General features: G+C 73.6%; 21 protein-coding genes. 12 read left to right on the forward strand and 9 right to left on the reverse strand.

The window, feature by feature from the left end:
- The first annotated feature begins 83 nt into the window (after positions 1 to 83).
- From ABD160_RS02500 to ABD160_RS02525, 6 genes are all read left to right on the forward strand, one after another.
- Positions 84 to 1,889, forward strand: a complete 1,806-nt coding sequence (locus tag ABD160_RS02500; RefSeq protein ID WP_344017926.1) for a zinc ribbon domain-containing protein — start codon at positions 84 to 86, stop codon at positions 1,887 to 1,889.
- Complete coding sequence (locus ABD160_RS02505; RefSeq protein WP_344017927.1) at positions 1,886 to 2,275, forward strand: hypothetical protein; 390 nt, start codon at positions 1,886 to 1,888, stop codon at positions 2,273 to 2,275. Before ABD160_RS02500 ends, ABD160_RS02505 begins: the two co-directional genes overlap by 4 nt.
- Positions 2,276 to 2,281: 6 nt before the next feature.
- Positions 2,282 to 2,926, forward strand: coding sequence for a zinc ribbon domain-containing protein (locus tag ABD160_RS02510; protein WP_344017928.1), 645 nt, complete (start codon positions 2,282 to 2,284; stop codon positions 2,924 to 2,926).
- A 433-nt stretch (positions 2,927 to 3,359) separates the two neighbouring features.
- Positions 3,360 to 5,342 (forward strand): DEAD/DEAH box helicase, encoded by a 1,983-nt coding sequence (locus ABD160_RS02515; protein WP_344017929.1) that lies wholly within the window; start codon positions 3,360 to 3,362, stop codon positions 5,340 to 5,342.
- A 419-nt stretch (positions 5,343 to 5,761) separates the two neighbouring features.
- Positions 5,762 to 7,111, forward strand: coding sequence for a dicarboxylate/amino acid:cation symporter (locus tag ABD160_RS02520; protein WP_344017930.1), 1,350 nt, complete (start codon positions 5,762 to 5,764; stop codon positions 7,109 to 7,111).
- Positions 7,112 to 7,269: 158 nt separating this feature from the next.
- Entirely contained in the window at positions 7,270 to 8,259 is a 990-nt protein-coding gene (locus ABD160_RS02525) for an LLM class flavin-dependent oxidoreductase (RefSeq protein ID WP_344018011.1), read from the forward strand.
- A gap of 18 nt (positions 8,260 to 8,277) precedes the next feature.
- Here the strand turns inward: ABD160_RS02525 and ABD160_RS02530 are convergent, their stop codons facing one another.
- A complete protein-coding gene (locus ABD160_RS02530) occupies positions 8,278 to 9,678 on the reverse strand; it encodes an APC family permease (protein WP_344017931.1) in 1,401 nt (466 codons plus the stop codon).
- Between the two features lie 259 nt (positions 9,679 to 9,937).
- On the opposite strand from ABD160_RS02530, the gene ABD160_RS02535 reads away from it, so the two are divergent.
- Complete coding sequence (locus ABD160_RS02535) at positions 9,938 to 10,396, forward strand: hypothetical protein (RefSeq protein WP_344017932.1); 459 nt, start codon at positions 9,938 to 9,940, stop codon at positions 10,394 to 10,396.
- Positions 10,397 to 10,398: 2 nt separating this feature from the next.
- Positions 10,399 to 10,623: a helix-turn-helix transcriptional regulator gene (locus ABD160_RS02540; RefSeq protein ID WP_344017933.1), complete on the forward strand. Its 225-nt coding sequence runs from the start codon at positions 10,399 to 10,401 to the stop codon at positions 10,621 to 10,623.
- 5 nt (positions 10,624 to 10,628) lie between these two features.
- Here the strand turns inward: ABD160_RS02540 and ABD160_RS02545 are convergent, their stop codons facing one another.
- The 6 genes from ABD160_RS02545 to ABD160_RS02570 form a co-directional block, all read right to left on the reverse strand.
- Positions 10,629 to 11,318, reverse strand: coding sequence for a TetR/AcrR family transcriptional regulator (locus ABD160_RS02545; protein WP_344017934.1), 690 nt, complete (start codon positions 11,316 to 11,318; stop codon positions 10,629 to 10,631).
- A gap of 22 nt (positions 11,319 to 11,340) precedes the next feature.
- On the reverse strand, positions 11,341 to 12,357 hold the full coding sequence (locus ABD160_RS02550) for a phosphotransferase family protein (RefSeq protein WP_344017935.1): 1,017 nt from the start codon (positions 12,355 to 12,357) through the stop codon (positions 11,341 to 11,343).
- Positions 12,354 to 13,130: an SDR family oxidoreductase gene (locus ABD160_RS02555; RefSeq protein WP_344017936.1), complete on the reverse strand. Its 777-nt coding sequence runs from the start codon at positions 13,128 to 13,130 to the stop codon at positions 12,354 to 12,356. The genes ABD160_RS02550 and ABD160_RS02555 overlap by 4 nt, the downstream gene beginning before the upstream one ends.
- Positions 13,130 to 14,359, reverse strand: a complete 1,230-nt coding sequence (locus tag ABD160_RS02560; RefSeq protein ID WP_344017937.1) for an acyl-CoA dehydrogenase family protein — start codon at positions 14,357 to 14,359, stop codon at positions 13,130 to 13,132. The genes ABD160_RS02555 and ABD160_RS02560 overlap by 1 nt, the downstream gene beginning before the upstream one ends.
- 65 nt (positions 14,360 to 14,424) lie before the next feature.
- A complete protein-coding gene (locus ABD160_RS02565; RefSeq protein WP_344017938.1) occupies positions 14,425 to 15,312 on the reverse strand; it encodes an SDR family oxidoreductase in 888 nt (295 codons plus the stop codon).
- Between the two features lie 142 nt (positions 15,313 to 15,454).
- Entirely contained in the window at positions 15,455 to 16,186 is a 732-nt protein-coding gene (locus ABD160_RS02570; protein WP_344017940.1) for an SDR family NAD(P)-dependent oxidoreductase, read from the reverse strand.
- Between the two features lie 113 nt (positions 16,187 to 16,299).
- Between ABD160_RS02570 and ABD160_RS02575 the strand changes: the two genes are divergently transcribed.
- The 4 genes from ABD160_RS02575 (at position 16,300) to ABD160_RS02590 (ending at position 19,319) form a co-directional block, all read left to right on the forward strand.
- Positions 16,300 to 16,872: a TetR/AcrR family transcriptional regulator gene (locus tag ABD160_RS02575; protein WP_344017941.1), complete on the forward strand. Its 573-nt coding sequence runs from the start codon at positions 16,300 to 16,302 to the stop codon at positions 16,870 to 16,872.
- Positions 16,873 to 17,080: 208 nt separating this feature from the next.
- The gene (locus tag ABD160_RS02580) at positions 17,081 to 17,575 is read left to right on the forward strand and encodes a flavin reductase family protein (RefSeq protein ID WP_344017942.1); all 495 of its coding nucleotides are present in this window, start codon (positions 17,081 to 17,083) and stop codon (positions 17,573 to 17,575) included.
- Positions 17,572 to 18,777 (forward strand): 3,4-dihydroxy-2-butanone-4-phosphate synthase, encoded by a 1,206-nt coding sequence (ribB, locus tag ABD160_RS02585; protein WP_344017943.1) that lies wholly within the window; start codon positions 17,572 to 17,574, stop codon positions 18,775 to 18,777. The genes ABD160_RS02580 and ribB overlap by 4 nt, the downstream gene beginning before the upstream one ends.
- Entirely contained in the window at positions 18,774 to 19,319 is a 546-nt protein-coding gene (locus ABD160_RS02590; RefSeq protein WP_344017944.1) for an NADPH-dependent FMN reductase, read from the forward strand. The genes ribB and ABD160_RS02590 overlap by 4 nt, the downstream gene beginning before the upstream one ends.
- A gap of 50 nt (positions 19,320 to 19,369) precedes the next feature.
- Here ABD160_RS02590 and ABD160_RS02595 read toward each other — a convergent pair whose 3' ends face one another.
- Both ABD160_RS02595 and ABD160_RS02600 read right to left on the reverse strand, forming a co-directional pair.
- Entirely contained in the window at positions 19,370 to 21,022 is a 1,653-nt protein-coding gene (locus tag ABD160_RS02595) for a thiamine pyrophosphate-binding protein (protein WP_344017945.1), read from the reverse strand.
- 70 nt (positions 21,023 to 21,092) lie between these two features.
- Complete coding sequence (locus ABD160_RS02600) at positions 21,093 to 22,148, reverse strand: extracellular solute-binding protein (protein WP_344017946.1); 1,056 nt, start codon at positions 22,146 to 22,148, stop codon at positions 21,093 to 21,095.
- Between the last annotated feature and the right edge of the window lie 3 nt (positions 22,149 to 22,151).

Consider the following 22,151-nt stretch of genomic DNA (forward strand, 5'->3'; position numbering starts at 1 on the left):
CGGTGCGTGTTGCTAACGCTGCGCTCCGCAATGGCGACCGACGGGTACCGATCAAGGGCGATGGCCCGGGAGGTACCCGAGAGATGTCGATCGACGAGCACCCGCTGGGCCGGACGGCCGTGTGCGGTACCTGCTCCCACCGCAACGAGCCGGACGACCGCTACTGCACGCGGTGCGGGAGCGCGGTGCACGAGCTTCTTGGCCGGCAGACCGGCGGTCCGGAGGGCCACCGGCCGGAGCAAGCACCGGTCGACGGCACCACCCGCTACCTGTGTGCGGCGGCGCACCTGGACGCGACCTACGCCGATGCGGCCATCGCGGAGCATCTGGTGGAGCGGACGCGCGCGATCGCGCCGGCTCCCGGGGTCGACTCGGCGACGGTGTTGCGCGACGCGGTCGCCGCCCGGGCCCGCCGCCGCCTGCGCGACGCCGTCCTGGTGGTCCTGCTGATCGCGATCTTCGTCGTCAGCCCACCGACCGGGATCGGCTGGATCGTGATCGGGATCGTCGCCGCGGCGCTCACCCCGCGGGAGCGCGACCGCTCCCGGTGGCGGATGATCGCGGCCGGGGTGCTGGCCGCCGTCGTGCTGTACCTACTGGTCACAGCGGGTGCCGCCTACCTGCTGATCACCGGCTTCGACGTCCTGCCGGGCAGTGCGACCGGTCTCGTCGTGCTGCTGCTCCTCGGCGCGGCGGTACTGGTCGTGTGCCTGGTCGACGAGGCCGTGGTGGACGCACTGGTCCGCAACCGGTTCCGGCCCCGGACCTTCCGGCCCGCGACCGCGGTGCCGGGCGGCTGGGAACGCACCGTCCGGATGCTCGACACCGGACGGTGGGAGACGGACCTGGACCGGGTCGCCCGGGCCGAGGAGCAGCGCCGCGCCTCCGGCGACCGGGCCGACGTCGTCGTCTACCGCGGGCGGCTGCCCTTCGTCGGATCCGGACGGATCGAGGACGACCAGGTGGTCGCGCTGCCGCTGACCCCTGGCACCGGGCCGGACGGCACGAGGGCGCAACCGCGCCCGTTCGCCGCGTCCGAGCTGCAGGACCACGTGGCGCGCGCCGTCGACGAGCTGCGGGACTCGGGATCGCTGTCCCCGGCCCGCCGGCTGGCGACGATGGCGATCCGCGAGCAGCTGCTGGTCCCGGCCGAGCGGCTGCTGGCCAACCTGCACCGCCGGCCGGATCCACCGGTCCTGCCGGGCCTGGACCGGCCGCCGGTCCCACACCTGCCCGCCGACCGGGTCCGGCAGCTCGCGGACCGGCCGGAGGAGTGGGCCCGCTACTACCGGTGCTTCCGGATCGAGGCATGGGACCGCGACCTCGCCACGACCACCTACTTCGCCGCGGGCGTCGACTCGCGGATGCTCTACCTCGAATGGACACACTGCCTGCTCAGACCGCTGAAGGACCAGTACCGCGACATCGACCGGACCCCCCGGGCCGGGCCGGTCCTGCGGGCGCTCGGCACGGCGATCACGCTGCCCGTGACGGTGTTCGAGCGGCTCGCCCGGATCGTGCACCGGTTCCGGCCGCTGCCCCAGCGCCCCGGTGAGGTCGTCCCCGACCGCTACGGCGCCGGGACCACCCTGCGCGAGCTCGCCGCCGACGCGTACACGCAGGACTACTTCCAGGACGCCGACGCCGTCCGCTACACGCGGGTCGTCGAACGTGCCGTGCTCCGCGCGGTCGGGAGGTTCCTGGAGGAGCGCGGCTACTCGGTCGTCGACTTCATGGAGGCCGCGAAGGCCTCGATCATCACCAACAACTCGATCTCGGTCAGCGGAGGGAACTTCGCCGGTGGCACCGCGCTCGGCATCGGCGCCGTGAACCAGCAGACCGACTCCCGGACCACCAGCCCGAGCGGGCGGAACGGACAGCAGCCATGACCGGCAGCGACACCCACGACGGACCCGGCGGGGACTCGGTCGTCCACGTCACCGGTGGCACCTTCACCGGCGGGACGGCTATCGGGATCGGGACCACCAGCCAGGTCACCCACCACGCCGGCGCGGAACCGGCCGGCACCGACCTGCGGGCGACCCTGCAGGCGGTCCGGGACCGGATCGTCGACGGCGGGCAGGACGACGACGAGCGCGCGGCCCTGCGCGCGGACGTCCAGGCGATCCTGGCCGAGCTGGACCGCGACGAGCCGCGGTCGGCCGTCGTGCGCAGCCGATGGGAGGCGGTCCGTGCGGTGCTCGGGCAGGCCCTCGCGCACAGCGCGGACCTGCTGAAGATCACCGAGATCATCGCGAACCGGTTCCCGGGCTGATCGCAGATGGACCGTTGTGACTCCTGCGGGGGAACGCTGCGCGCGGACGCCCTGTTCTGTCCTGGCTGCGGCAGCTCGGCCCAGGACCCCCGGCAGGCCGCCGACCGGCCGGGAGGATGGAGCCGTGGCAGCGCCGCGGCGCTGATTGCGGCCGCGATCGTGCTGACGGTCGCGGTGGGCGGCGGAACCGTCCTGATGCTGCGGCCCGCCACGCAGACCGACGACCCGCCTCCGCCCCCGTACACCTCGTATCCCTCGCCGACGACCCCGACAGCGCCGTCCGCGGCGGACACCCTGCGGGAGCTGGCCGACGCCGACCGCCCCTACGCCGACCAGCTCGTCGGGTACTGGGTGCCGCAGGTCTCCTCGAAGCAGGTCGGCGTCGACGGGTACGACGCGTCGTCGATCCTGCGGGAACACCGGTCCACCGGCTCCACCCGGCCGGACACGCCGTTCCTGCTCGTCCGCTCCGAGGACTTCTCCAGCTTCCGCTCGGGCGGATTCTGGGTCACGGTGGCCGCCGTCCCGCACTACACCGCCGATGAGGCGAACCAGTGGTGTGACTCGCAGGGATACCCGGCCCGGGACTGCTACGCGAAGCGGCTGTCCCACACCGAGGGCTACTCCGGCAACGCGAAACCCCGGGGCTGACCCGCGACCGTCACCCCACCGGCGCACCGGCGCCGCTCGTCGGCCGCGGCCCGTCGGGTTATCATCGACGGAGGGCGTCCGGGATGCCCGTCGTGGCGCCCAGCTCCGTGTTCGGACTGTTCGGCCCTGCGACGGCGATCTCCCACAGACCTACGGGTCGGGTCGCATCGGGGATGGGCCATCCGGCTCCTCCTCCCGCGACGTCCGCCACCCCGACAGCAGCAGCATGCGCGGCGGGGCCGCTGCGGTGGTCCCGCCGGGTACTCCGGAGGAGGAGTTCTTGGCTCGACGAGGCCGGCCGCAGACCAGGGCGCGCCGTGAGGCCCCGCGGGACCGCCGTCGCGGCCGCGACGGCGGAGCCGACGGCGGGGACATCATGTCGGTGCTCGCGCGCTCGGTCCGTGAGGTCCAGGCCGCTCGGCGGAACGGTCGGGTGACCGCCGAGACCCGCACCAAGTTCCAGGCGATCGCGCTGTTGCTGCGCAACGAGCGGGCCCGGGTGCTGGGTGACCAGAAGTCCACCGAGTCGCAGCGGGCCGAGCAGCTCAAGCGGCTCGACACGATCGCGACCAACCTGGCCTCCACCGCGGTGCGCGACGCGGCGCTGCTGGCCCTGCTCTCCGAGGACGCGGTGGTGTCCGACGAGGCCCGCTCGATGTCCCGCGAGGTGCTGCGCTCGGTCGGCGTCGAGGAGGCGACCGAGGAGGTCGCCGAGCCGGTGCCGGCTCCGCCCGAGCCGACCCGGCCCGGGGTCGTGCCGCAGGCGGTCGTGTCCCGGCAGCTGGCGAACCCGTTCCTGGCGCCCGACTTCTCGGCGCCCCGGCCGGCCGGGCCGCGGCCGACGCCGCTGTCGGGCTGGGAGCTGCTCGAGCCGCTGCTGCGGTCGTTCGAACGGGCCGCGACCGGCGCGTCGACCTGCATGGAGCTCCCCGAGCCGCCGGAGCACACCGGGCCGGAGGGCCCGGAGCTGATGGCACACCAGGCCCGGCTGGTCGCGTCCGCGGCCGCCGGGCACCGCACGTTCCTGCTCGCCGACGAGCCGGGGCTGGGCAAGACCGCGCAGGCCCTGCTGGCCGCCGAGGCCGCGAACGCCTATCCGCTGCTCGTCGTCGTGCCCAACGTCGTCAAGACGAACTGGGTCCGCGAGGCCCAGCGGTGGACCCCGCGCCGCCCGGCCACCGTGATCTACGGCAACGGGGACTCGATCGACGGCTTCGCCGACATCGTCGTCGTGAACTACGAGATCCTGGACCGGCACGTCGGCTGGCTCGGCGAGTTCGGCTTCCGCGGGATGGTCGTCGACGAGGCGCACTTCATCAAGAACAAGAGCTCCCAGCGCTCGCAGCACGTGCTCGCGCTGTCCGACCGCATCCGCGCCTTCACCACCCGGCCGCTGATGATGGCGCTCACCGGGACGCCGCTGATCAACGACATCGAGGACTTCCTCGCCATCTGGCAGTTCCTCGGCTGGATCGACGAGAAGAAGCCGCGGGCCGAGCTGATGGACGCGCTCACCGCCACCGGCATGACCCCGGCCGACGCGCGGTTCGAGCCCGCCGCCCGGCAGTGCGTCGTGGACATGGGCATCGTGCGCCGGCGCAAGATCGACGTGGCCGCGGACATCCCGGCCCGCCGGATCGCCGATCTCCCGGTCGAGCTGGACGGCGCCGACGGGCGTTCGATCCGGGCCGCCGAGCGCGATCTCGCCCGGCGGATGGTGGCCCGCTACTCCGAGGCGCTCGCCAACCGCAGCTCCCGCGCCGTCGTCGAGGGCATCGACCACGACCTGGTGCGCCAGGTCGCGAAGTGGGAGCAGAAGGACGCGATCGGCTCGAAGTCCGGCGACAACGTGTTCGGCATGATGCGCCGGATCGGCCGGGCCAAGGCGGCGCTCGCCGCCGACTACGCCGCCCAGCTCGCGCGCAGCGCCGGCAAGGTCGTCTTCTTCGCCAAGCACGTCGACGTGATGGACGCCGCCGAGCAGACGTTCGCCCGGGCGGGCCTGCGGATCGCCTCGATCCGCGGCGACCAGACCTCCGCCGCCCGGCAGCGCAACATCGACGCCTTCACCGGCGACCCGGGCGTCTCGATCGCGGTGTGCTCGCTGACCGCGGCGGGCGTCGGGATCAACCTGCAGGTCGCGTCGAACATCGTGCTCGCGGAGCTGTCCTGGACCGCCGCCGAGCAGACCCAGGCGATCGACCGCAGCCACCGCATCGGCCAGGACCAGCCGGTCACCGCCTGGCGGATCATCGCCGCGCAGACGATCGACGCCCGGATCGCCGAGCTGATCGACAGCAAGGAGGGGCTGGCCGCGCAGGCGCTGGACGGGATCGACGACGACGGCCCGTCGTCGGCCGACGTGCAGCTCGAGGCGCTGGTCGCACTGCTCACCGACGCCCTGTCGCAGGCGTAGCCCGGCGCGACCCCGGAGCCGGGCGCGGCGACCCCGCATCCCGTGCCCGCTCCCCGCACCGCGCACCCCCAGCGCGACGGCGCACCCCCAGCGCGACGGCGCACCGGATGGAACGGGTGCGAGGCCGCACCCGGGGTGCGGGCCGCGCTCCGAGGGTGCGAAGTCGCACCCGGGACGCGACGCCGCACCCCCAGCGCGACGCCGCACCCCCAGCGCGACGCCGCACCCCCAGCGCGACGCCGCACCCCCAGCGCGACGCCGCACCCCCAGCGCGACGCCGCACCCCCAGCGCGACGGCGCACCCCGGGTAACACGGGGACATCCCACCGAGCCGCGGTCGCAACATCCCGTCGTTAGCGTCGCCCGGATCCATGATCCACACGCCGGGCCGGGCGACCGGCCGGCGACGAAGGGACGACATGACGCTCTCCGCCCTGAGACATCCCGCGGCCCAGATCGCCGTCGCCGCCGTCGCGGGTATCGCGTTCGGCATCGTCGCCGGCGAGTGGGCGGGCAACCTCAAGGTCTTCGGCGACGCGTTCATCCGGCTGGTCCAGATGGCGATCGTGCCGCTCGTCATGACCTCGGTGATCACCGCCACCGGGTCGATGAGCGGCGCCGGGACCGGGCGCGTCGCGGCCCGGACCTTCGGCTGGATGCTCGGGCTCTCCGCGGTGTCGGCCGTGGTGGCGGTGGTACTCGGCCTGCTGCTCCGGCCCGGCGCCGGGATGGTCGGCCTCGGCGCCGTCGATCCCGCACTGGCGGACCCGGACGCGCAGCCCGCGGGCTGGCAGGACACCGTCCTCGGCTTCTTCACCACCAACATCGTCGAGTCGATGGCCGAGGCCGCGATGGTCCCGATCATCGTGTTCTCGCTGCTGTTCGGGGTCGCGCTCAACCGGCACGTCCGCGCCACCGGGAACGCGCTGGCGCTGAACGTGATCGACCAGCTCCAGCAGATCCTGCTCGGCCTCATCCGGATCGTCATGTACGTCGCGCCGATCGGCGTCTTCGCGCTGCTCGCCGATCTGTCCGGCCGGGTCGGGTTCGCCGTCGTCGGGTCGGCGCTGGCCTACCTCGGGACGAACCTGCTGGGCGTCGTCGTGCTGACGGTGCTGTTCGTCGCGATCGTCGCGGTGCGGACCCGGCTCAGCCCGTGGCGGCTCCCGCGCAAGCTCGCCGAGCAGACCGCCGTCGCCGTGACCACGACGAGCTCCGCCGTCACCTATCCCACCGTGCTGCGCAGCGCCATCGAGAAGGTCGGCGTGAGCCCGCGGATCGCGAACTTCACGCTGTCCCTCGGCCTGACCATGGGCTCCTACGGCGCCGTGCTGAACTACACCCTCGTCGTGCTCTTCCTGGCCCAGGCGTCCGGGATCGAGCTGTCGCCGGGGCAGATCGTGCTCGGGATGCTGCTCGCGATCATGCTGAACATGGGCACCATCACCGTGCCCGGCGGCTTCCCGGTGGTCGCGGTCTTCCTGGCCACCACGCTCGGCCTGCCGCTGGAGGCGGCCGGGCTGCTGATCGCCGTCGACTGGTTCACCGGGATCCTCCGCACGTTCCTCAACGTCAACGCGGACACCCTGGTCGCGATGCTCGTCGCGCACCCGGACGACGCGATCGACCGCGACGTCTACCACGACCGCGCCGCGGCCGGCGGGACCGCGGTCACCCCGGCGGGCGGGGCTGAGCCGGCCGGAGCCGGGCCCGACGGCACGGCGGCCGGAGCCGGGCCCGACGGGACGGCGGCCGGCGAGCGGCCGTGAGGTGCCGCCGTCGGCGTCCGTGATCCGGGCGCCGACGGCACCGGTGTTGCGAGCAGCACACTCCGGGCACGGGTACACCCGGGGACGGAAGGTCGCGGGCATCCCCGTTGTTGTCCGGAGGGTCCTCCCCTTCCGCGACGAGAGGTGTCCCCGTGTCCCTGCCCCTGCCGCTGTCGATCCTGGATCTCGCCACCGTCGCCAGGGGCGAGAGCGTCGGCCAGGCACTGGAAGCCAGCACCACGCTCGCGCAGCGCGCGGAGCAGTGGGGTTTCCGGCGCATCTGGTACGCCGAGCACCACAACATGGGGTCGATCGCGTCCGCCGCGACCAGCGTGCTCATCGCGCACATCGCCGCCCGCACCGAGCGGATCGTCCTCGGCTCCGGCGGCGTCATGCTGCCCAACCACTCGCCGCTGCAGGTCGCCGAGCAGTTCGGCACCCTCGCCGAGCTGCACCCCGGCCGGATCGAGCTCGGGCTGGGCCGCGCGCCGGGCACCGACCAGGAGACCGTCCGCGCGCTGCGCCGTGACCCGCGGGCGTCCGACCGCTTCCCGCAGGACGTCCAGGAGCTGCAGGCATTCCTCGGGGACGAGACCCTGGTGCCGAACGTGCACGCCTACCCGGGCCGCGGCACCGGCGTGCCGCTGACGATCCTCGGGTCCTCGCTCTACGGCGCCCAGGTCGCCGCGGCCCTCGGCCTGCCCTACGCGTTCGCCTCGCACTTCGCGCCGGACGCCCTCGAGCAGGCCGTCGCGCTCTACCGCCGGGAGTTCCGGCCGTCCGCCCAGCTCGCCGAGCCGCACGTGCTGGCCGGGGTGAACGTGATCGCGGCGGACACCGCCGAGGAGGCGCAGCAGGTGCTGCACGAGACCCAGCGCGACCGGGTCCGCCTGCTCACCGGGCGGCGCGGGCGCTCGCTGACCGACGCCGAGGTGGACGCCGTGCTCGACGGTCCCGGCGGCGAGCAGGTCCGCACGATGACCCGGTGCAGCGCCGTCGGCACGCCGGACACCGTCGCCCGCGAGCTCGCCGAGTTCACCACCCGGGCCGACGCCGACGAGCTCGTCGTCACCGTCCCGGCGCCGCGCCGGGAGAGCTGGTGGCGCAGCTGGGAGCTGCTGGCGACGAAGGTCCAGGGCGCGGCCTGAGCCGGCGGCCGGGCCCGCTCACCCACGCTCTTCCCGCCGCCCGGCGGCGACGGCCCCGGCCAGACCCGCCACCAGCACCACCAGCGGCATCGCCGCGATGACGGGTGAGTCGCTGCCGGTCACCTCGGCGTAGTTCGAGGCGATCACCACCAGGATCCCCAGCAGGCCGGCGCCGGCCATTACCGGTGCGACGAGGGTCGACCAGGCCGAGCCGGTGACGGTCCCGCGCAGCCGCGCGACGACGACGCTTACGCAGCATCCGGTCATCAGCCCGATCAGCGAGATCGAGGTGATCCCGGAGACCGCCGGGAACAGGTTGACCAGCGGATCGGCCCCGGCCACCACGAACGGGGTGAGCATCACGACCGCCGCGACCGTCACGACCATGCACCCGACGTAGGGGGTCTGGTACCGGCCGTGCGTCCTGGCCAGCGCCGTCGGGAGCATGCCGTCCCGGCCGAGCGTGAACAGGTACCGGATCGCCAGGTTGTGGAAGGCGACCGCGGCGGCGAGGAAGCTGATCGCGATCAGTACACCCAGCAGCGGGCCGGACCACGGTCCCAGGTAGCGGTCGGCGGCGGTCAGGACCAGCGCGCCCGGGTCGTCGGCGGCGGAGGTGCGGACGTCGTCGAAGGCCGCGACCAGGGTCCAGGTGCCGAGCACGAACACCCCGAGCAGCAGCCCGAGCGCGGCGTAGGTGGCGACGGTGATGCTCCGGCCCGGCGCGTGGGTCTCCTCGCCGTAGGCCGCGGTGGCCTCGAACCCGGCGAACGACAGCAGGCAGAACACCAGGGTGAGGGCCAGTCCGGGGCCGAGGGCCGCCGTCGGGGACAGCGTCCCGGCGTTCAGCCAGCCCTCGGGCCGCTGCACGAGCACCGCCACCGCCAGCAGCGCGATGATGCCGAACTGCAGCACCGACACCGCCGTCGTGACCCGCTGGGCGATCTCCACCCCGCGGACGCCGAGCGCGGCGGTCAGCAGCAGCGCCCCGATCGCGTACAGCCACCACGGCAGGTCGATGCCGGTGAGCGCCGAGACGGCGAGGCCGGTGAAGTAGCCGGTCGCCGCGACCATCCCGCCGGCGGCGAGGGTGTAGGCGAGGGTGGCGACGAACGCCACGCTCCCGCCGGCGCGGCGCCCCAGACCGAAGGCGACGAACGCCTGGTAGGCGCCGGCCGACGTCACGTACCGGGCGAGCACCAGGTAGCCGGCGGCGAACACCGCCAGCAGCGCCCCGGTCAGCACCATGACGAGCACGACGGCAGGCCCGGCGCCCATCCCGAGGCTGAGCGCGATGTTGGACGACATCGCCGTCAGCGGGGCGGTGGCGGCGACCACCATGAAGACCATCGCCGGCACTCCGACGACGCCTGCCTTCAACCGGCCCGGCTGCTCGCCGGTCCCGAGGCGGGCGGTCATCGCGCCACCGCCGGTACTGCGACCGCCGGCACCGGGGTGCTCGATCCTGGACTCGACCACTTGCCGTTCATGGGACCCCTAAGGATGCTAACCATGCTTGATTGGATGCAATCACCATGACAGCGGCGCGCACGCACTGTCAACGACGTCACACAGCGGTTACCGGGCCGTTCGCCCGGCGACGGCGCGTTGCGTGGCGCCCGCCGCGCATGTAAAACTCACTGGACATGTCAAGTGAGCTGTACATCGGGGGACGACCATGGACGACGACGCACCCACCCGCTGGGGCCGCACCCGGTTCGGCAACGGGACGATGCCCACGATGTGGCTCGCGGCGCCGGCCGGTGCGGTGCTCGCCGCCGGGCTCGGCGCCGCCGCGGTGCTGTCGGACGCCGCCGGCCCCCGCCCGCTGGTGGGCGGCGCCGTCGTCGCGCTGGTCTCGTTCGCCGGGCTCACCGGGCTGGTGTGGGCGTTCCTGGTGGACCGGCGCACCCTGCGCGGCGCGACCGAGCGGCCCGAGGAGTCCGTCGAGTCGGTGTGGTTCGACACCGCCGCCCGCGGCGCGTTCACCGACACCGTGACGGTCACCGGCCTCGCCCTGGCGGTCCTCGCGGTGACCGGCGCCGACGTCCCGGGGATCGCGGCGCTGACCGGCACCGTGGTGGTGGCGCTGGTGTCGGTGTCGGTGCGCTACGTCGTCGCCCGCAGGCGGGGATGACGGTGCGCAACACCCTCCCCGAGCTGCGCCGCGAGCACGGCTGGTCCCAGCAGCGGCTGGCCGACGAGCTCGGCGTCACCCGGCAGACGGTCATCTCGATCGAGAAGGGGCGCTTCGACCCGTCACTGCCGCTCGCGTTCCGGCTGGCGGCCGTGTTCGGCCGCGCCATCGAGGACATCTTCAGCCCGGACCCGGAACCCGGCCCCGGCGCGACGACCGGGGCCTGAGCGGCTCACCGCGCGGGCCGCCCCGAGCTGTCGGTGAGCCGCAGCCCGTTGATCCACAGCCGGGTCAGCACGGTGACCAGCTCCTCCAGGTCGGCGCCCTCCCCCACCAGCTGGTCCATCGCCATCCGGCTCACCATCCCGGACAGCGCGTAGGACGCCTGCAGCGGATCGATGCCCGGATCGGCCTGCCCGCGCTGCTGCAGCTCCGCGATCCGCCGGGCGTTGCGCTCGGCGAACGCGCGGCCCCGGCGCCGGCGCAGCTCCCGGAACGCCGGATCGACCGCGGCCACCTGGTGCATCAGCGCCATCAGCTTCGCGTTCCGCCGGAAGGCGACCAGATAGGCCCGGTTGCTGGCCTCGATCACGGCGGCCGGGTCGTCGTCGTCGGCGACGTGCGGCATGCCGGGATGCAGCATGTCGTCCTGCGCGGCCTCGAGGACGGCGGCGAAGATCTCCTCCTTGCCGGCGAAGTAGGTGTAGAACGTGCCGATCGAGCACCGGGCCTCGGCGGTGATGTCGCTGAGCCGGGCCGCCAGGTAGCCGTCGCGCTCGAAGACCGTCCGGGCGGCCGTCACCAGCGCGGCCCGGGTGCGCGCGCCGCGGCGGGTGCTCGGCGCCCGGATACCCGAGGTGTCCGCGAGCGGCGGCAGGTCGTCGGCCGGTCCGTCGGTGCGCGCGGCGCCGGAGTCGGTCATGCCCATGTTGTACCCGGCACCGTCACCGGTCGAGCCGCGCGGTGCCGGCGACCGCCCAGGCCCGCTCGATCAGCCGGTCCACGACGTCGGTCCGGGAGCCGGCGCCGTGCGCGCGCCGGTGCACGCCCTCGGCGATCACCGCGATCTTCCAGAGCCCGAGCGCGTGCCAGTAGCCGAGCCCCTCCCGGCTGCGGCCGCTCGCCGCCAGGTAGGACTCGACGAGTTCCTCGCGGTCGGCGAACCCGGGTTCGGCGGAGGCCGCGAACAGGCCGGTCGGCTCGTCGCCCGGCTCCGGCCAGTAGGCGAGCAGGCTGCCGAGATCCGCGAGCGGTTCGCCGAGGGTGCTCAGCTCCCAGTCGAGCACGGCGCGCACCGACCCGTCGCCCGGATCGAGGATCACGTTGCGCAGGTGGAAGTCGCCGTGCACCAACACCGTGCCGGACGGCGCGGGTGCGGTGCGGCGCAGCAGCTCGGTCATCGCGTCCAGCCGGGGCAGGTCGCGGGTGCGGCCGGCCTCCCACTGCCGCGACCAGCGCCGGACCTGGCGCTGCGCGTACGGCCCGCGGCTCGCAAGGTCGCCCAGCCCGACGGCGTCGACGTCGACGTCGTGCAGCCGGGCGAGCGCGCCCGCCATCGACGGTCCGGCGGCCCGGCGGAGCCGGGCGGGCGCCTGCCGGGCGACGTCGAGGGTGTCGACGACGAGGCCGTCGACGTGCGCCATGACGACCACCGGCGCGTCGGCGAGCTCCGGCTCGTCCCACGCACCGACGACGGCGGGCACCGGGACACCGGTGTCCCGCAGCGCCGCCAGGATCCGGTGCTCGCGCAGCACGTCGTGCGCCGAGTCGAGCAGCTCACCCCGGGGTGGCCGGCGGGCGATCCAGCTCCGGCCGGTCGCATCGGTGACGGCGTAGGTCAGGTTGGACTGCCCCTGACCGACCGGGCGCGCGGTGAGCGGGCCCAGCACCTGCTCACCGGCCCCGGCCAGCAGCCGTCCGAGCACGCCGACGTCCAGTGCGGTCGCGGCCGGTGCGTTCACGCCCGCACCGACAGCCGCTCCGCGGCGGCACCGGAGCCGATCGTCTGGCCGCCGTCGACCACGATCGTCTCGCCGGTGATCCAGGACGCGTCCGGCGAGGCCAGGAAGGCGATCGCGGTGCCGACGTCGGCGGGTTCGCCGAGCCTGCCCAGCGGCGTCCGGTCGGTGACGGGGCCCGGCTGCTCCCTCCAGAGCGCCTCGGACAGCCTGGTCCGGACGACGCCGGGGGCGACCGCGTTCACCCGCACCGCCGGGGCCAGCTCGATCGCGAGCTGCCGGGTGAGGTGGATCAGCGCGGCCTTCGACACGTTGTAGACGCCGATGTCGTGGGCGACGGCGAGCCCGCCGGTCGACGCGGTGTTCACCACCGCTCCCCCGTGGGCACCCATCCAGGCGTCCACCGCGAGCCGGGTCCAGAGGATCGGCGCCCAGAGGTTGACCTCCATCGTCTTGGCGAACCGGGCGTGGTCCTGGCGCAGGACCGGGCCGTGCGCCGGGTTGGTCCCGGCGTTGTTCACCAGCACGTCGATCCGGCCGAACTCGGCCAGCACCCGGTCGATGCAGGCCCGCGCGGCGTCGGCGTCGGCGACGTGCGCCCCGATCCCGAGCGCGCGCGGGCCGACCGAGGCGGCGGCCGCGGCCGCCGCCTCGCCGGTGCGGGCGGTGAGCACGACGGTGCCGCCCGCCGCGTGCAGCGCGGTCGCGGCGGCGAGCCCGATCCCGCGCGAGGCGCCGGTGACGACGGCGACCCGGCCGGTCAGGTCGGCGGCCATCAGCGCCGCCCGGCGGACTCGACGCGGCGCAGCTCCATCCGGGCGATGGTGCGCTTGTGCACCTCGTCCGGGCCGTCGGCCAGCCGCAGGGTGCGCTGGTGGGCGTAGAACCCGGCCAGCGGGAAGTCCTCGGTGACGCCGGCGCCGCCGTGCACCTGGATCGCCCGGTCGATCACCCGCAGCGCCACCGCCGGGGCGGCGACCTTGATCGCCGCGATCTCGGTGCGCGCCTCCCGGTTCCCGACGGTGTCCATCAGCCAGGCCGCCTTCAGCGTCAGCAGCCGGGTCATCTCGATGTCGATCCGGGCCTCGGCGATCCAGTCCTGGATGTTCGAGCGCTCGGCGACCGGGCTGCCGAAGGTCACCCGCTCCCGGGCCCGGGCGATCATCAGGTCCAGCGCCCGCTCGGCCGCACCGATCGAGCGCATGCAGTGGTGGATCCGGCCGGGCCCGAGCCGGGCCTGGCTGATCATGAAGCCGTCGCCCTCGCCGGCGAGCAGCGCGGACCGCGGCACTCGGACGTCCTCGAAGAGGATCTCGGCGTGCCCCTCGCGATCCAGGTAGCCGAACACCGGCAGGGCCCGCACGACCGTCACGCCGGGGGTGTCCAGCGGCACCACCATCATCGACTGCTGGCGGTGCGGGGCCGCCTCCGGATCGGTCTTGCCCATCACGATGAGCACCCGGCAGTGCGCGTGCAGGGCGTTCGAGGCGAACCACTTGCGGCCGTTGAGCACGTAGTCGTCGCCGTCGGGCAGCATCAGCAGCTCGATGTTGGTCGCGTCCGAGCTCGCCACGTCCGGTTCGGTCATCGCGAACGCCGAGGCGATCTCCCCGGCCAGCAGCGGCTGCAGCCACAGCTCCTTGTGCTCGTCGGTGCCGAAGAGCTCCAGCACCTCCATGTTCCCGGTGTCCGGCGCGTTGCAGTTGGTCGCCTCGGGCGCGATCAGCGGGCTGCGGCCCATGATCTCGGCCAGCGGCGCGTAGTCGAGGTTGCTCAGGCCGGGGGCGCCCCAGTCCGGCCGCTCGTGCGGGTGGAACAGGTTCCACAGACCCCGGCTGCGCGCCTGCGCCTTGAGCTCCTCCAGGACCGGCGGGTGGAAGTTCGGGTTCCCGGACTCCGCCATCTGCCGCGCGTAGACCGGCTCGGCGGGGTAGACGTGCTCGTCCATGAAGGCCAGCAGGAGCTTCTGGTACTCCTGGGCGCGCGGGCTGGGGGCGAAGTCCATGGTGCGTCTCCGTCGGATCGCGGGTGATCGGGTGGTCTGCTGGTCGACGGCCCGGTGGCCGGGGCTCAGCCGAGGCTCTGCTGGTAGCGCCGCATCCCGGCGAGCCAGCGGTCGTGGTCGGCGCCCTTTCGCCGGTAGAACTCGCCGACCTCCGGGTGCGGGAGCACGAGGAACCGCTCGTCGCGCAGTGCGGCCAGCAGCGTGTCGGCGACGTCGAGCGGGTCCAGCACCCGGCCCGCACCGGTGACGGCGGCCAGCGCCCGGCGCTGTGACTCCGCGGCACCGGCCTCCGCGTCGCCGGGCTCGGTGCCGCCGCTGTCGGTGTCGCCGCTGTCGGTGTCGCCGCTGTCGGTGTCGCCGCTGTCGGTGTCGCCGCGCAGCATCGCGGTGTCGACACCCATCGGGCACAGGCAGCTCACCCCGATCCCCCGGTCGCCGTAGGTGACCGACAGCCATTCGGCGAAGCCGACCGCGGCATGCTTGGTGACCGTGTAGGTCGGCGACCCGATCTGGGTGAGCAGCCCGGCCGCGGACGCGGTGACGACGAAGTGGCCGCGGCCGCGCTCCAGCCAGCCGGGCAGCAGCAGCCGGGCGGCCCGGACGTGCGCGAGGACGTTGACCTCCAGCGCGGCGGTCCACTCCGCGTCCGGGGCGTCGATCCCGGAGACCGGGCCGATCCCGGCGTTGGCGACGAAGAGATCGACCGGCCCGAACCGGCGGTCCGCCTCGGCGAGCAGCCCGGCGAGATCGGTCTCGTCCGCACAGTTGCCGACGTGTCCGGCGATCCGGCCCGGGGCGAGGACCTCCAGCTCCGCGACGACCTGGTCGACCCGGTCGGCGTCGAGATCGGAGACCAGCACCCGGGCGCCGTTCTCCACGAGCCGCCGGGCGATCGCGCGGCCGATGCCGCCCGCCCCACCCGTGACCGCCGCGACCTGCCCCGTGACGTCCATGCGTTCCCTCCGGCGGACCGGGAGCCGTCGGTGGCTCCCCTCGCCGGGAGACGCTAGTTGAATCCGTGCTCAGGTTCAATTGTGGGCCGTGACGTGCGGATCACACCCGTCGCCGGGCGGCCGATCCGCCGGCTCCGGGACGTCAGGAACTCGCGATGGCCGCCGGATCGAACGGGCGCGGGGGCCCGGAGAGGGCGGCCTTCGCCTCGGCGCTCTGCCGGTCGAGGATCTCGATCTCGCCCGCCTCGATGCCGTCCAGCGCGAGCCGCGCCAGCTCGTCGGGCTCGTTCACCACGCCGGACGGGAGCTCGATCCCGGCGTCCCGCATGGCCTCCCGCAGCGTCCCGGTGCCGATGATCCCGGCGAACAGCCCGGAGACCAGGGTGCCCTGGTCCGCGAGCTCGAGCCGGACACCGTTGGTGAGGCCCCACTGCGCCGACTTGGCGGCGGCGAGCGCGGTGTTCGAGGCGATGCTGGTCCATCCCACGAGCGACAGCACGTTCAGGACGGCGCCGCCGCCGTTGCCTGCGAGCACCGGGGCGAACGCCCGGATCATCGCCAGGGTGCCGTGGAAGTGGGTGTCCATCATCCGCCGGACCACGTCGGGATCTCCGGTCACCAGGTTGCCGATCTCGGTGGAGGCGGCATTGTTGACCAGCAGGTCTACGTCGGGCGCGGCGCGGGCGGCGGCCTCGACCGAGCCCGGATCGGTGATGTCGAGCCGCAGCGGACGCACCCCGGCGATATCGATCAGTTCCGGACGGCGGGCGGCGGCGTACACCGTCGCGCCACGCGTCACCAGTTCCACGGCCAGCTGACGGCCGAAACCCCGGTTCGCACCGGTCACGAGCGCCGTCGCGCCACGCAGTTCCATCTGGGTCCCTCCGGGTCCGGAGCCGGGCCTGCCCGGCCACTAAAGTGACCAATCGGTCATCTTCGACCGTACGCACAAGATGACCAGCCGGTCAACTTGATAGGGTCGCGACCGTGCCTCCCCCCGCCCGCCCGCTCCGCGCGGACGCGGTCCGCAACCGCACCTCGCTGCTCGCGGCCGCCGAGATCGAGTTCGCGCAGCGCGGGTCCGACGCCTCGATCGCCGACATAGCCGAGCGAGCCGGCGTCGCGAAGGGCACCGTCTTCCGGCACTTCGCCACGAAGGACGAGCTGGTCGCCGCGGTCGTCGGTGGACGGTTCACCCGGCTCGCGGCCGTCGCGGACCGGCTGCTCGACTCGCCCGATCCCGGAGCGGCGCTGCTGGAGTTCCTGTCCGCGACCGCGGAGAGCCTGCACCGGCAGGACCTGGCGTTCCTGCAGACGGTCAGCGAAGGCGATCCGGGCGTGGCCGGGATCCGGGAGCGGCTGCACGCGGCCGCCGAGGCGCTGGTCGGCCGGGCCCGCGACGCGGGCGCCGTGCGGCCCGACGTCACCGGCACCGACGTCCTGCTGCTGGTCTGCGCGACCGTCCACGCGGTCCACTCCGTGCCGGACCCGGCACCGGACCGGTTGCCCCGGTACCTGGAGATCATCACCGACGGCCTGCGACACCCCTCCCGGGCATGACGCGATGCGCCGGCCCTCCCCCGCGCCGGGAGGGTTGTCCGGGAGGCCGTGGTGTCGCTAATGTCGATTCGTCCATCGCGGTGAGACCGACGATGACGGCGTTGCACCAGAAGACTGCAGTGCCGCACGAGCCCCGCCCTCCTGGGCAGGGCTGCCCCGTGCGTTCCGGTACGGGGTCCGTGTGCGCACCGGACGAGGTGGCGACGCCATGCACGAACTCAGCCCCACACAGCTCGCTTTCCGCGACGCGATGGCCGGGGTCTGTACCCCGGTCTCGGTGGTGACGACCGTCGAGCACGGCCGTCCGCACGGGACCACGGTCAGTGCCTTCGCGTCACTGTCGATGGACCCGCCGATGGTCCTGGTCTCGCTCGACGCGGGATCGGAGCTGCTCGCGATGGTCCGCCGGACCGGGACGATCGGGCTGAACGTCCTGGCCGCGGACCAGTCCACGCTCGCCCTGCGTTTCGCGCGCAAGGGTGCCGACAAGTTCGACGCGGTCCCCTGGCATCCCGTTGCGGGGGCCGCCCGGCTGGACGGCGTCGCCGCCTGGGTCGGCGGCACCGTCGACTCCGTGGTCGCCGCGGGCGATCACCAGCTGGTCCTCGCGCACGTCCGCGACGCCGACGCAGCACCGGGCGAACCGCTGACCTACCACGACCGCACCTTCGGCACCCACCTCCGTCACGAGGGTGCGGCATGAGTGTCCGGGGCGCCGTGGCCGCGCTGCGGGCCGGCGGGCTGGTCGTCGTCGTCGACGACGCGGACCGGGAGAACGAGGCCGACCTCGTCTGTTCCGCAGCGCTGATCACCCCGGACCGGATGGCGTTCATGGTCCGCCACACCACCGGGATCGTGTGCGTCCCGATGCCGGCCGCCCGCTGCGCCGAGCTCGACCTCCCGGACATGGTCGCCGACAACCGCGACCCGCACGCCACTGCGTTCACCGTCGGCGTCGACCACCACGACGCCGGGACCGGTGTCTCGGCGACCGACCGGACCACCACCGTGCGCGCACTTGCCGACCCGGCCACCCGCCCAGGGGACCTGCGCCGGCCGGGACACCTGTTCGGTCTCCGGGCCAGGCCCGGCGGGGTGCTGGAACGCGCCGGGCACACCGAGGCCACCGTCGACCTCCTCGACGCGGCGGGCCTGCCGCCGATCGGTGTGATCTCCGAGCTCGTCGACGACGACGGTGGGATGCTCCGCGGCACCGCGATCACCCGGTTCGCGGCGGAACACGACCTGCCGGTCGTCACCGTGGCCGAGCTGGTCGACCACCGCCGTCGCACCCTGCCCCCGGTCGAGCCGGTCTCGACCGCATCGCTCCCGACCCGGCACGGGACCTTCCGCGCGCACGCCTTCCGTGACCGGCACAGCGGCACCGAACACCTGGCGCTCGTCCGGGGCGATCTCGGGGAGACCGTTCCGGGCGGCATCCTGACCCGGGTGCACAGCGAGTGCCTCACCGGCGACATCCTGGGTTCCGCCCGCTGCGACTGCGGCGACCAGCTCGACCACGCGGCCCGGATGATCGCGGCCGAGGGCCGCGGTGTGCTCGTCTACCTGCGCGGGCACGAGGGCCGCGGCATCGGCCTCGCCGACAAGATCCACGCATACGCGCTGCAGGAGGAGGGCCTCGACACCGTCGAGGCGAACACCGCGCAGGGCCTGCCCGCGGACGCCCGCACCTACGACGCCGCCGCCCACATCCTCACCGCGCTCGGTGTCCGGCAGGTCCGGCTCGTCACCAACAACCCGTCCAAGGCCGAGGCGCTGCGCGGGCTCGGCATCGACGTCACGGCCTCCGTCGGCGTCCCCGCGACGGGCCGCCAGGAGAACGTCCGGTACCTGATGACCAAGCGAGACCGGATGGGTCACGACCTCCACATCAGAATGGGATGATCGCAGTGCTCCAGGTCAGCGTCGTCGTCGGCAACCCCAAGCCACGGTCACGGACCGCCCGGGTCGCCACCGCGGTCGCCGAGAAGCTGCTCGATCCCGGAACGTTCCGGATCACCACCGTCGATCTCGCCGACCACGCCCACGACCTGTTCCGGTGGCCCTGCACGGAGCTGACCGCGATCAACGACCGGGTCGCCGCCTCCGACCTGGTCGTCGTGGCCTCCCCGACGTACAAGGCCACCTACACCGGGCTCCTCAAGGCCTTCCTCGACCGCTACCCGAACCAGGGCCTGCGCGGCGTCGTCGCGGTCCCGGTGATGACCGGATCGGATCCGCGGCACGCCATGGGACCCGAGGTCCACCTGCGCCCGCTGCTCGTCGAGCTCGGTGCGGTCCTGCCGACCCCCGGCCTGTTCTTCGTCACCGAGGGCATGGACCGGCTGGACACGCTGGTCGACGAGTGGGTCACCGACGTCCACGAGCGATTGCGGGCACACCTGCCCGGGCTCCGGGTGGCCGGTGTGCCCGCGCCATCGGCCTGAGGCTCGGCGCGGACCGGGCGGCCGGACCGTCCGGCCGCCCGGTCCACGGGTCACAGCTGCTCGGGGGCTCCGGACACGTACGGGACCCGGATCGGGGCGAGCCGGGTCAGATCGACCTCGATCAGGTACGGCCCCGGCGTGTCCACCGACTCCGCGAGCCGGGCCTCGAACTCCTCGGCCGACGTGGCCGCCCCGGCCGGGATCCCGAAGCTGCGGGCCAGCGCGACGAAGTCCGGTCCGGCGAGGTCGACGTAGGCCGCCGGCCCCTCGAACGTGGCCTCCTGGATGCCCTTCAGCACGCTGTAGCAGGCGTCGTCGAACACGCAGACGGTGATCGGGAGCTGCTCCTGCGCGAGGACAGCCAGCTCACCGGCCGAGAGCATGAACCCGCCGTCCCCACAGATGACCACGGTCCGTTCACCCGTGCCGACCGCAGCGCCGATCGCCAGCGGGAGCGACGGCCCGATCGCCGCGGAGACCGGGCGGAGCGAGGTGCCCGGCTCCAGGATCGGCAGCAGCACGTCACCCCAGGTGTAAGCGGGAATCGTCGAGTCCCGGACGACGGGGGAACCGGCGGGCAGCGCCGCGCGCAGCGCCTCCATGACGGCGCGGTGGTCCGGTCCGATCCGTTGCAGGAGGATCTCGCGGGTGCGCCGGGCCGCCTCCGCTGCGGCCGCACACCACCGCTCCCGCCGCACCGCCGTGCCCCCACCGAACGCGGTCAGCACGGCGGCCAGGACCTCGCGTGCGTCACCGGCGATCGCGATCTCGGGTGCGTACACGCGGCCGAACACCTGCGGGTCGGCGTCGACGTGCACCAGGCGGGCCGGGATCGGCAGGGTCCAGCGGGCCGTCCAGGTCTCCCGGAAGTGAGTGCCGACAGCGATCACCAGATCGCTCCCGGCGATCAGCTCCCGCATCGGCTCGCTGGTCGCCGTGGCGCCCAGCGACAGCGGATGGTCCTCGGGGATCGCCCCGCGGCCCTCCACCGAGGTCAGCACGGGCGCACCGGCCGACTCGCAGAGCCGGAGCAGCTCCGATGCCGCACCGGACCGGAGCACACCGCCCCCGGCGACGACGAGTGGCCGCTGCGCGGAGTGGAGCAGCGCGGCGACGCGCGCCACGGCGTCCGGGTTCGCCGTGCCGGGCGGCGCCGGGATGAAGCCGGCCGGGCCCGGTTCCGGTACGGGGCCGTACTGCACGTCGATCGGGATCTCCAGCGCCACCGGGCCCGGGACGGGTGTCCGTGCCCGTTCCGCTGCCCTGAGCAGGTCGTCGCGCAGCCTTCCGGGCAGGTCGGCGAGCCAGGTCGCGCGGGTGACCGCGGACAGCATCTCGGTCTGCCGCGGTGCGTCGTGCAGGCTGCCCATCTGCCGCCATGCGTACCGGCGCTCGTTCTGCCCTGTGATCATCAGTACCGACGTGCCCGCGGACATCGCCTCGAACAGCCCGCCGACGGCGTTCGCCGCCCCCGGCCCGGTCGACGCGACGGCCACACCGAGGCGCCCCGTGACCCGGTGGTAGGCGTCGGCGGCATGCACCGCCGCCTGCTCGTGACGCATCATGATCACGGCGATCCCGGTACGGCGCCGGATCGCGTCGAGCATCGGGAGGTTGTGCACGCTCGCCACCACGAAGACGTGCCGCACCCCGATCTCGGCCAACGTGTCGGCGACGGCGTCACCGCCGGTGTAGGACGTCATGCTCTCCCTCGGTTCCCTCCGTCGGACGGTCCGGCGGCGGGCGGCTGCACCGCGCCGCCGCCGGAGCCGGTCACTCGTTGAACCACTCCGCCATGCGGTCGATGACCGTCTCGCGGTTGTCCGGCCACCAGTCGAGGCCCGGCGGGACGGGACGGTGCACGCCGTCGCCGGCGTTCTCGATCGGTGAGTTCTCGCGGAACTCCTCGTCCACGGTCGCGTGCGGGTTCCCGCCGGCGTAGGCCATCAGCTCGCTGAACCGGCCGCTGTTCTCCCGGTCGGTCAGGTACGCGACCAGCTGCATCGCGTTCTCCCGGTTCGGTGTGCCCCGGGGGACCATGACGTAGTCGGCGACCAGCGCCTGCTGCGACCAGATGTAGTCGATCGGCAGCCCCTCGTCGCGCGCCAGCTTGGCCCGCCCGTTGTAGCAGTCCCCGAACACCGCCTCGCCGCTGGCGACGAGGTTCACGCACTGCGACGACTCCTGGTACACGATGATGTCGTCGCGGATGGTCTCGATCTTGCGGAGGGCGCGTTCGATGTCCAGCGGGTACAGCTCGTCCTGGTCCACGCCGTCGGCGATCAGCGCGGTCGTCAGCAGCGACGTGTAGGTGCCACCGATCCCGTTGAACGCCCGCTTCCCGGGGTAGGTCGTGGTGTCGAACAAGGCATCCGCCCGGGTCTGCGGGGCCTCGGTGACCAGGTCGGTGTTGTAGGTGAGCACGATGCCGAGCACATACAGCGGTACGCCCTGCGGGTAGGCCGGGAACAGCCCCTCGTCGAAGTCCGCGCAGGCCACCACCGCGCAGTCGATCTCTTCCAGGTCCGGGTTGTCCGTCAGGCCGATCTCGGCTCCGTAGTCCATGACGTCCCAGATGACCTGGCCCGCGTCGACCATCTGGGCCAGCTTCGTCGGGGAGGAGCCGGTGTCCTGGGTGATGCCGATACCGGTCTCCTCGGAGAACGGTTCGAAGAACATCGTCGTCATCGCCTCCTGCCCCTGGCCACCCCACCCGACGAAGGTGACGCTCCCCGGCGTGTCGGCCCCCTCCCCCGGGGGTGCCCCGCAGGCGAGCAGCGTCGCGCCCAGCAGGGCCGCGCAGGACGCGGCCGTCAGTTTCGAGATCATCGG

Origin of the sequence: Pseudonocardia kongjuensis (assembly GCF_039526905.1) — a bacterium.
GTDB lineage: Bacteria > Actinomycetota > Actinomycetes > Mycobacteriales > Pseudonocardiaceae > Pseudonocardia > Pseudonocardia kongjuensis.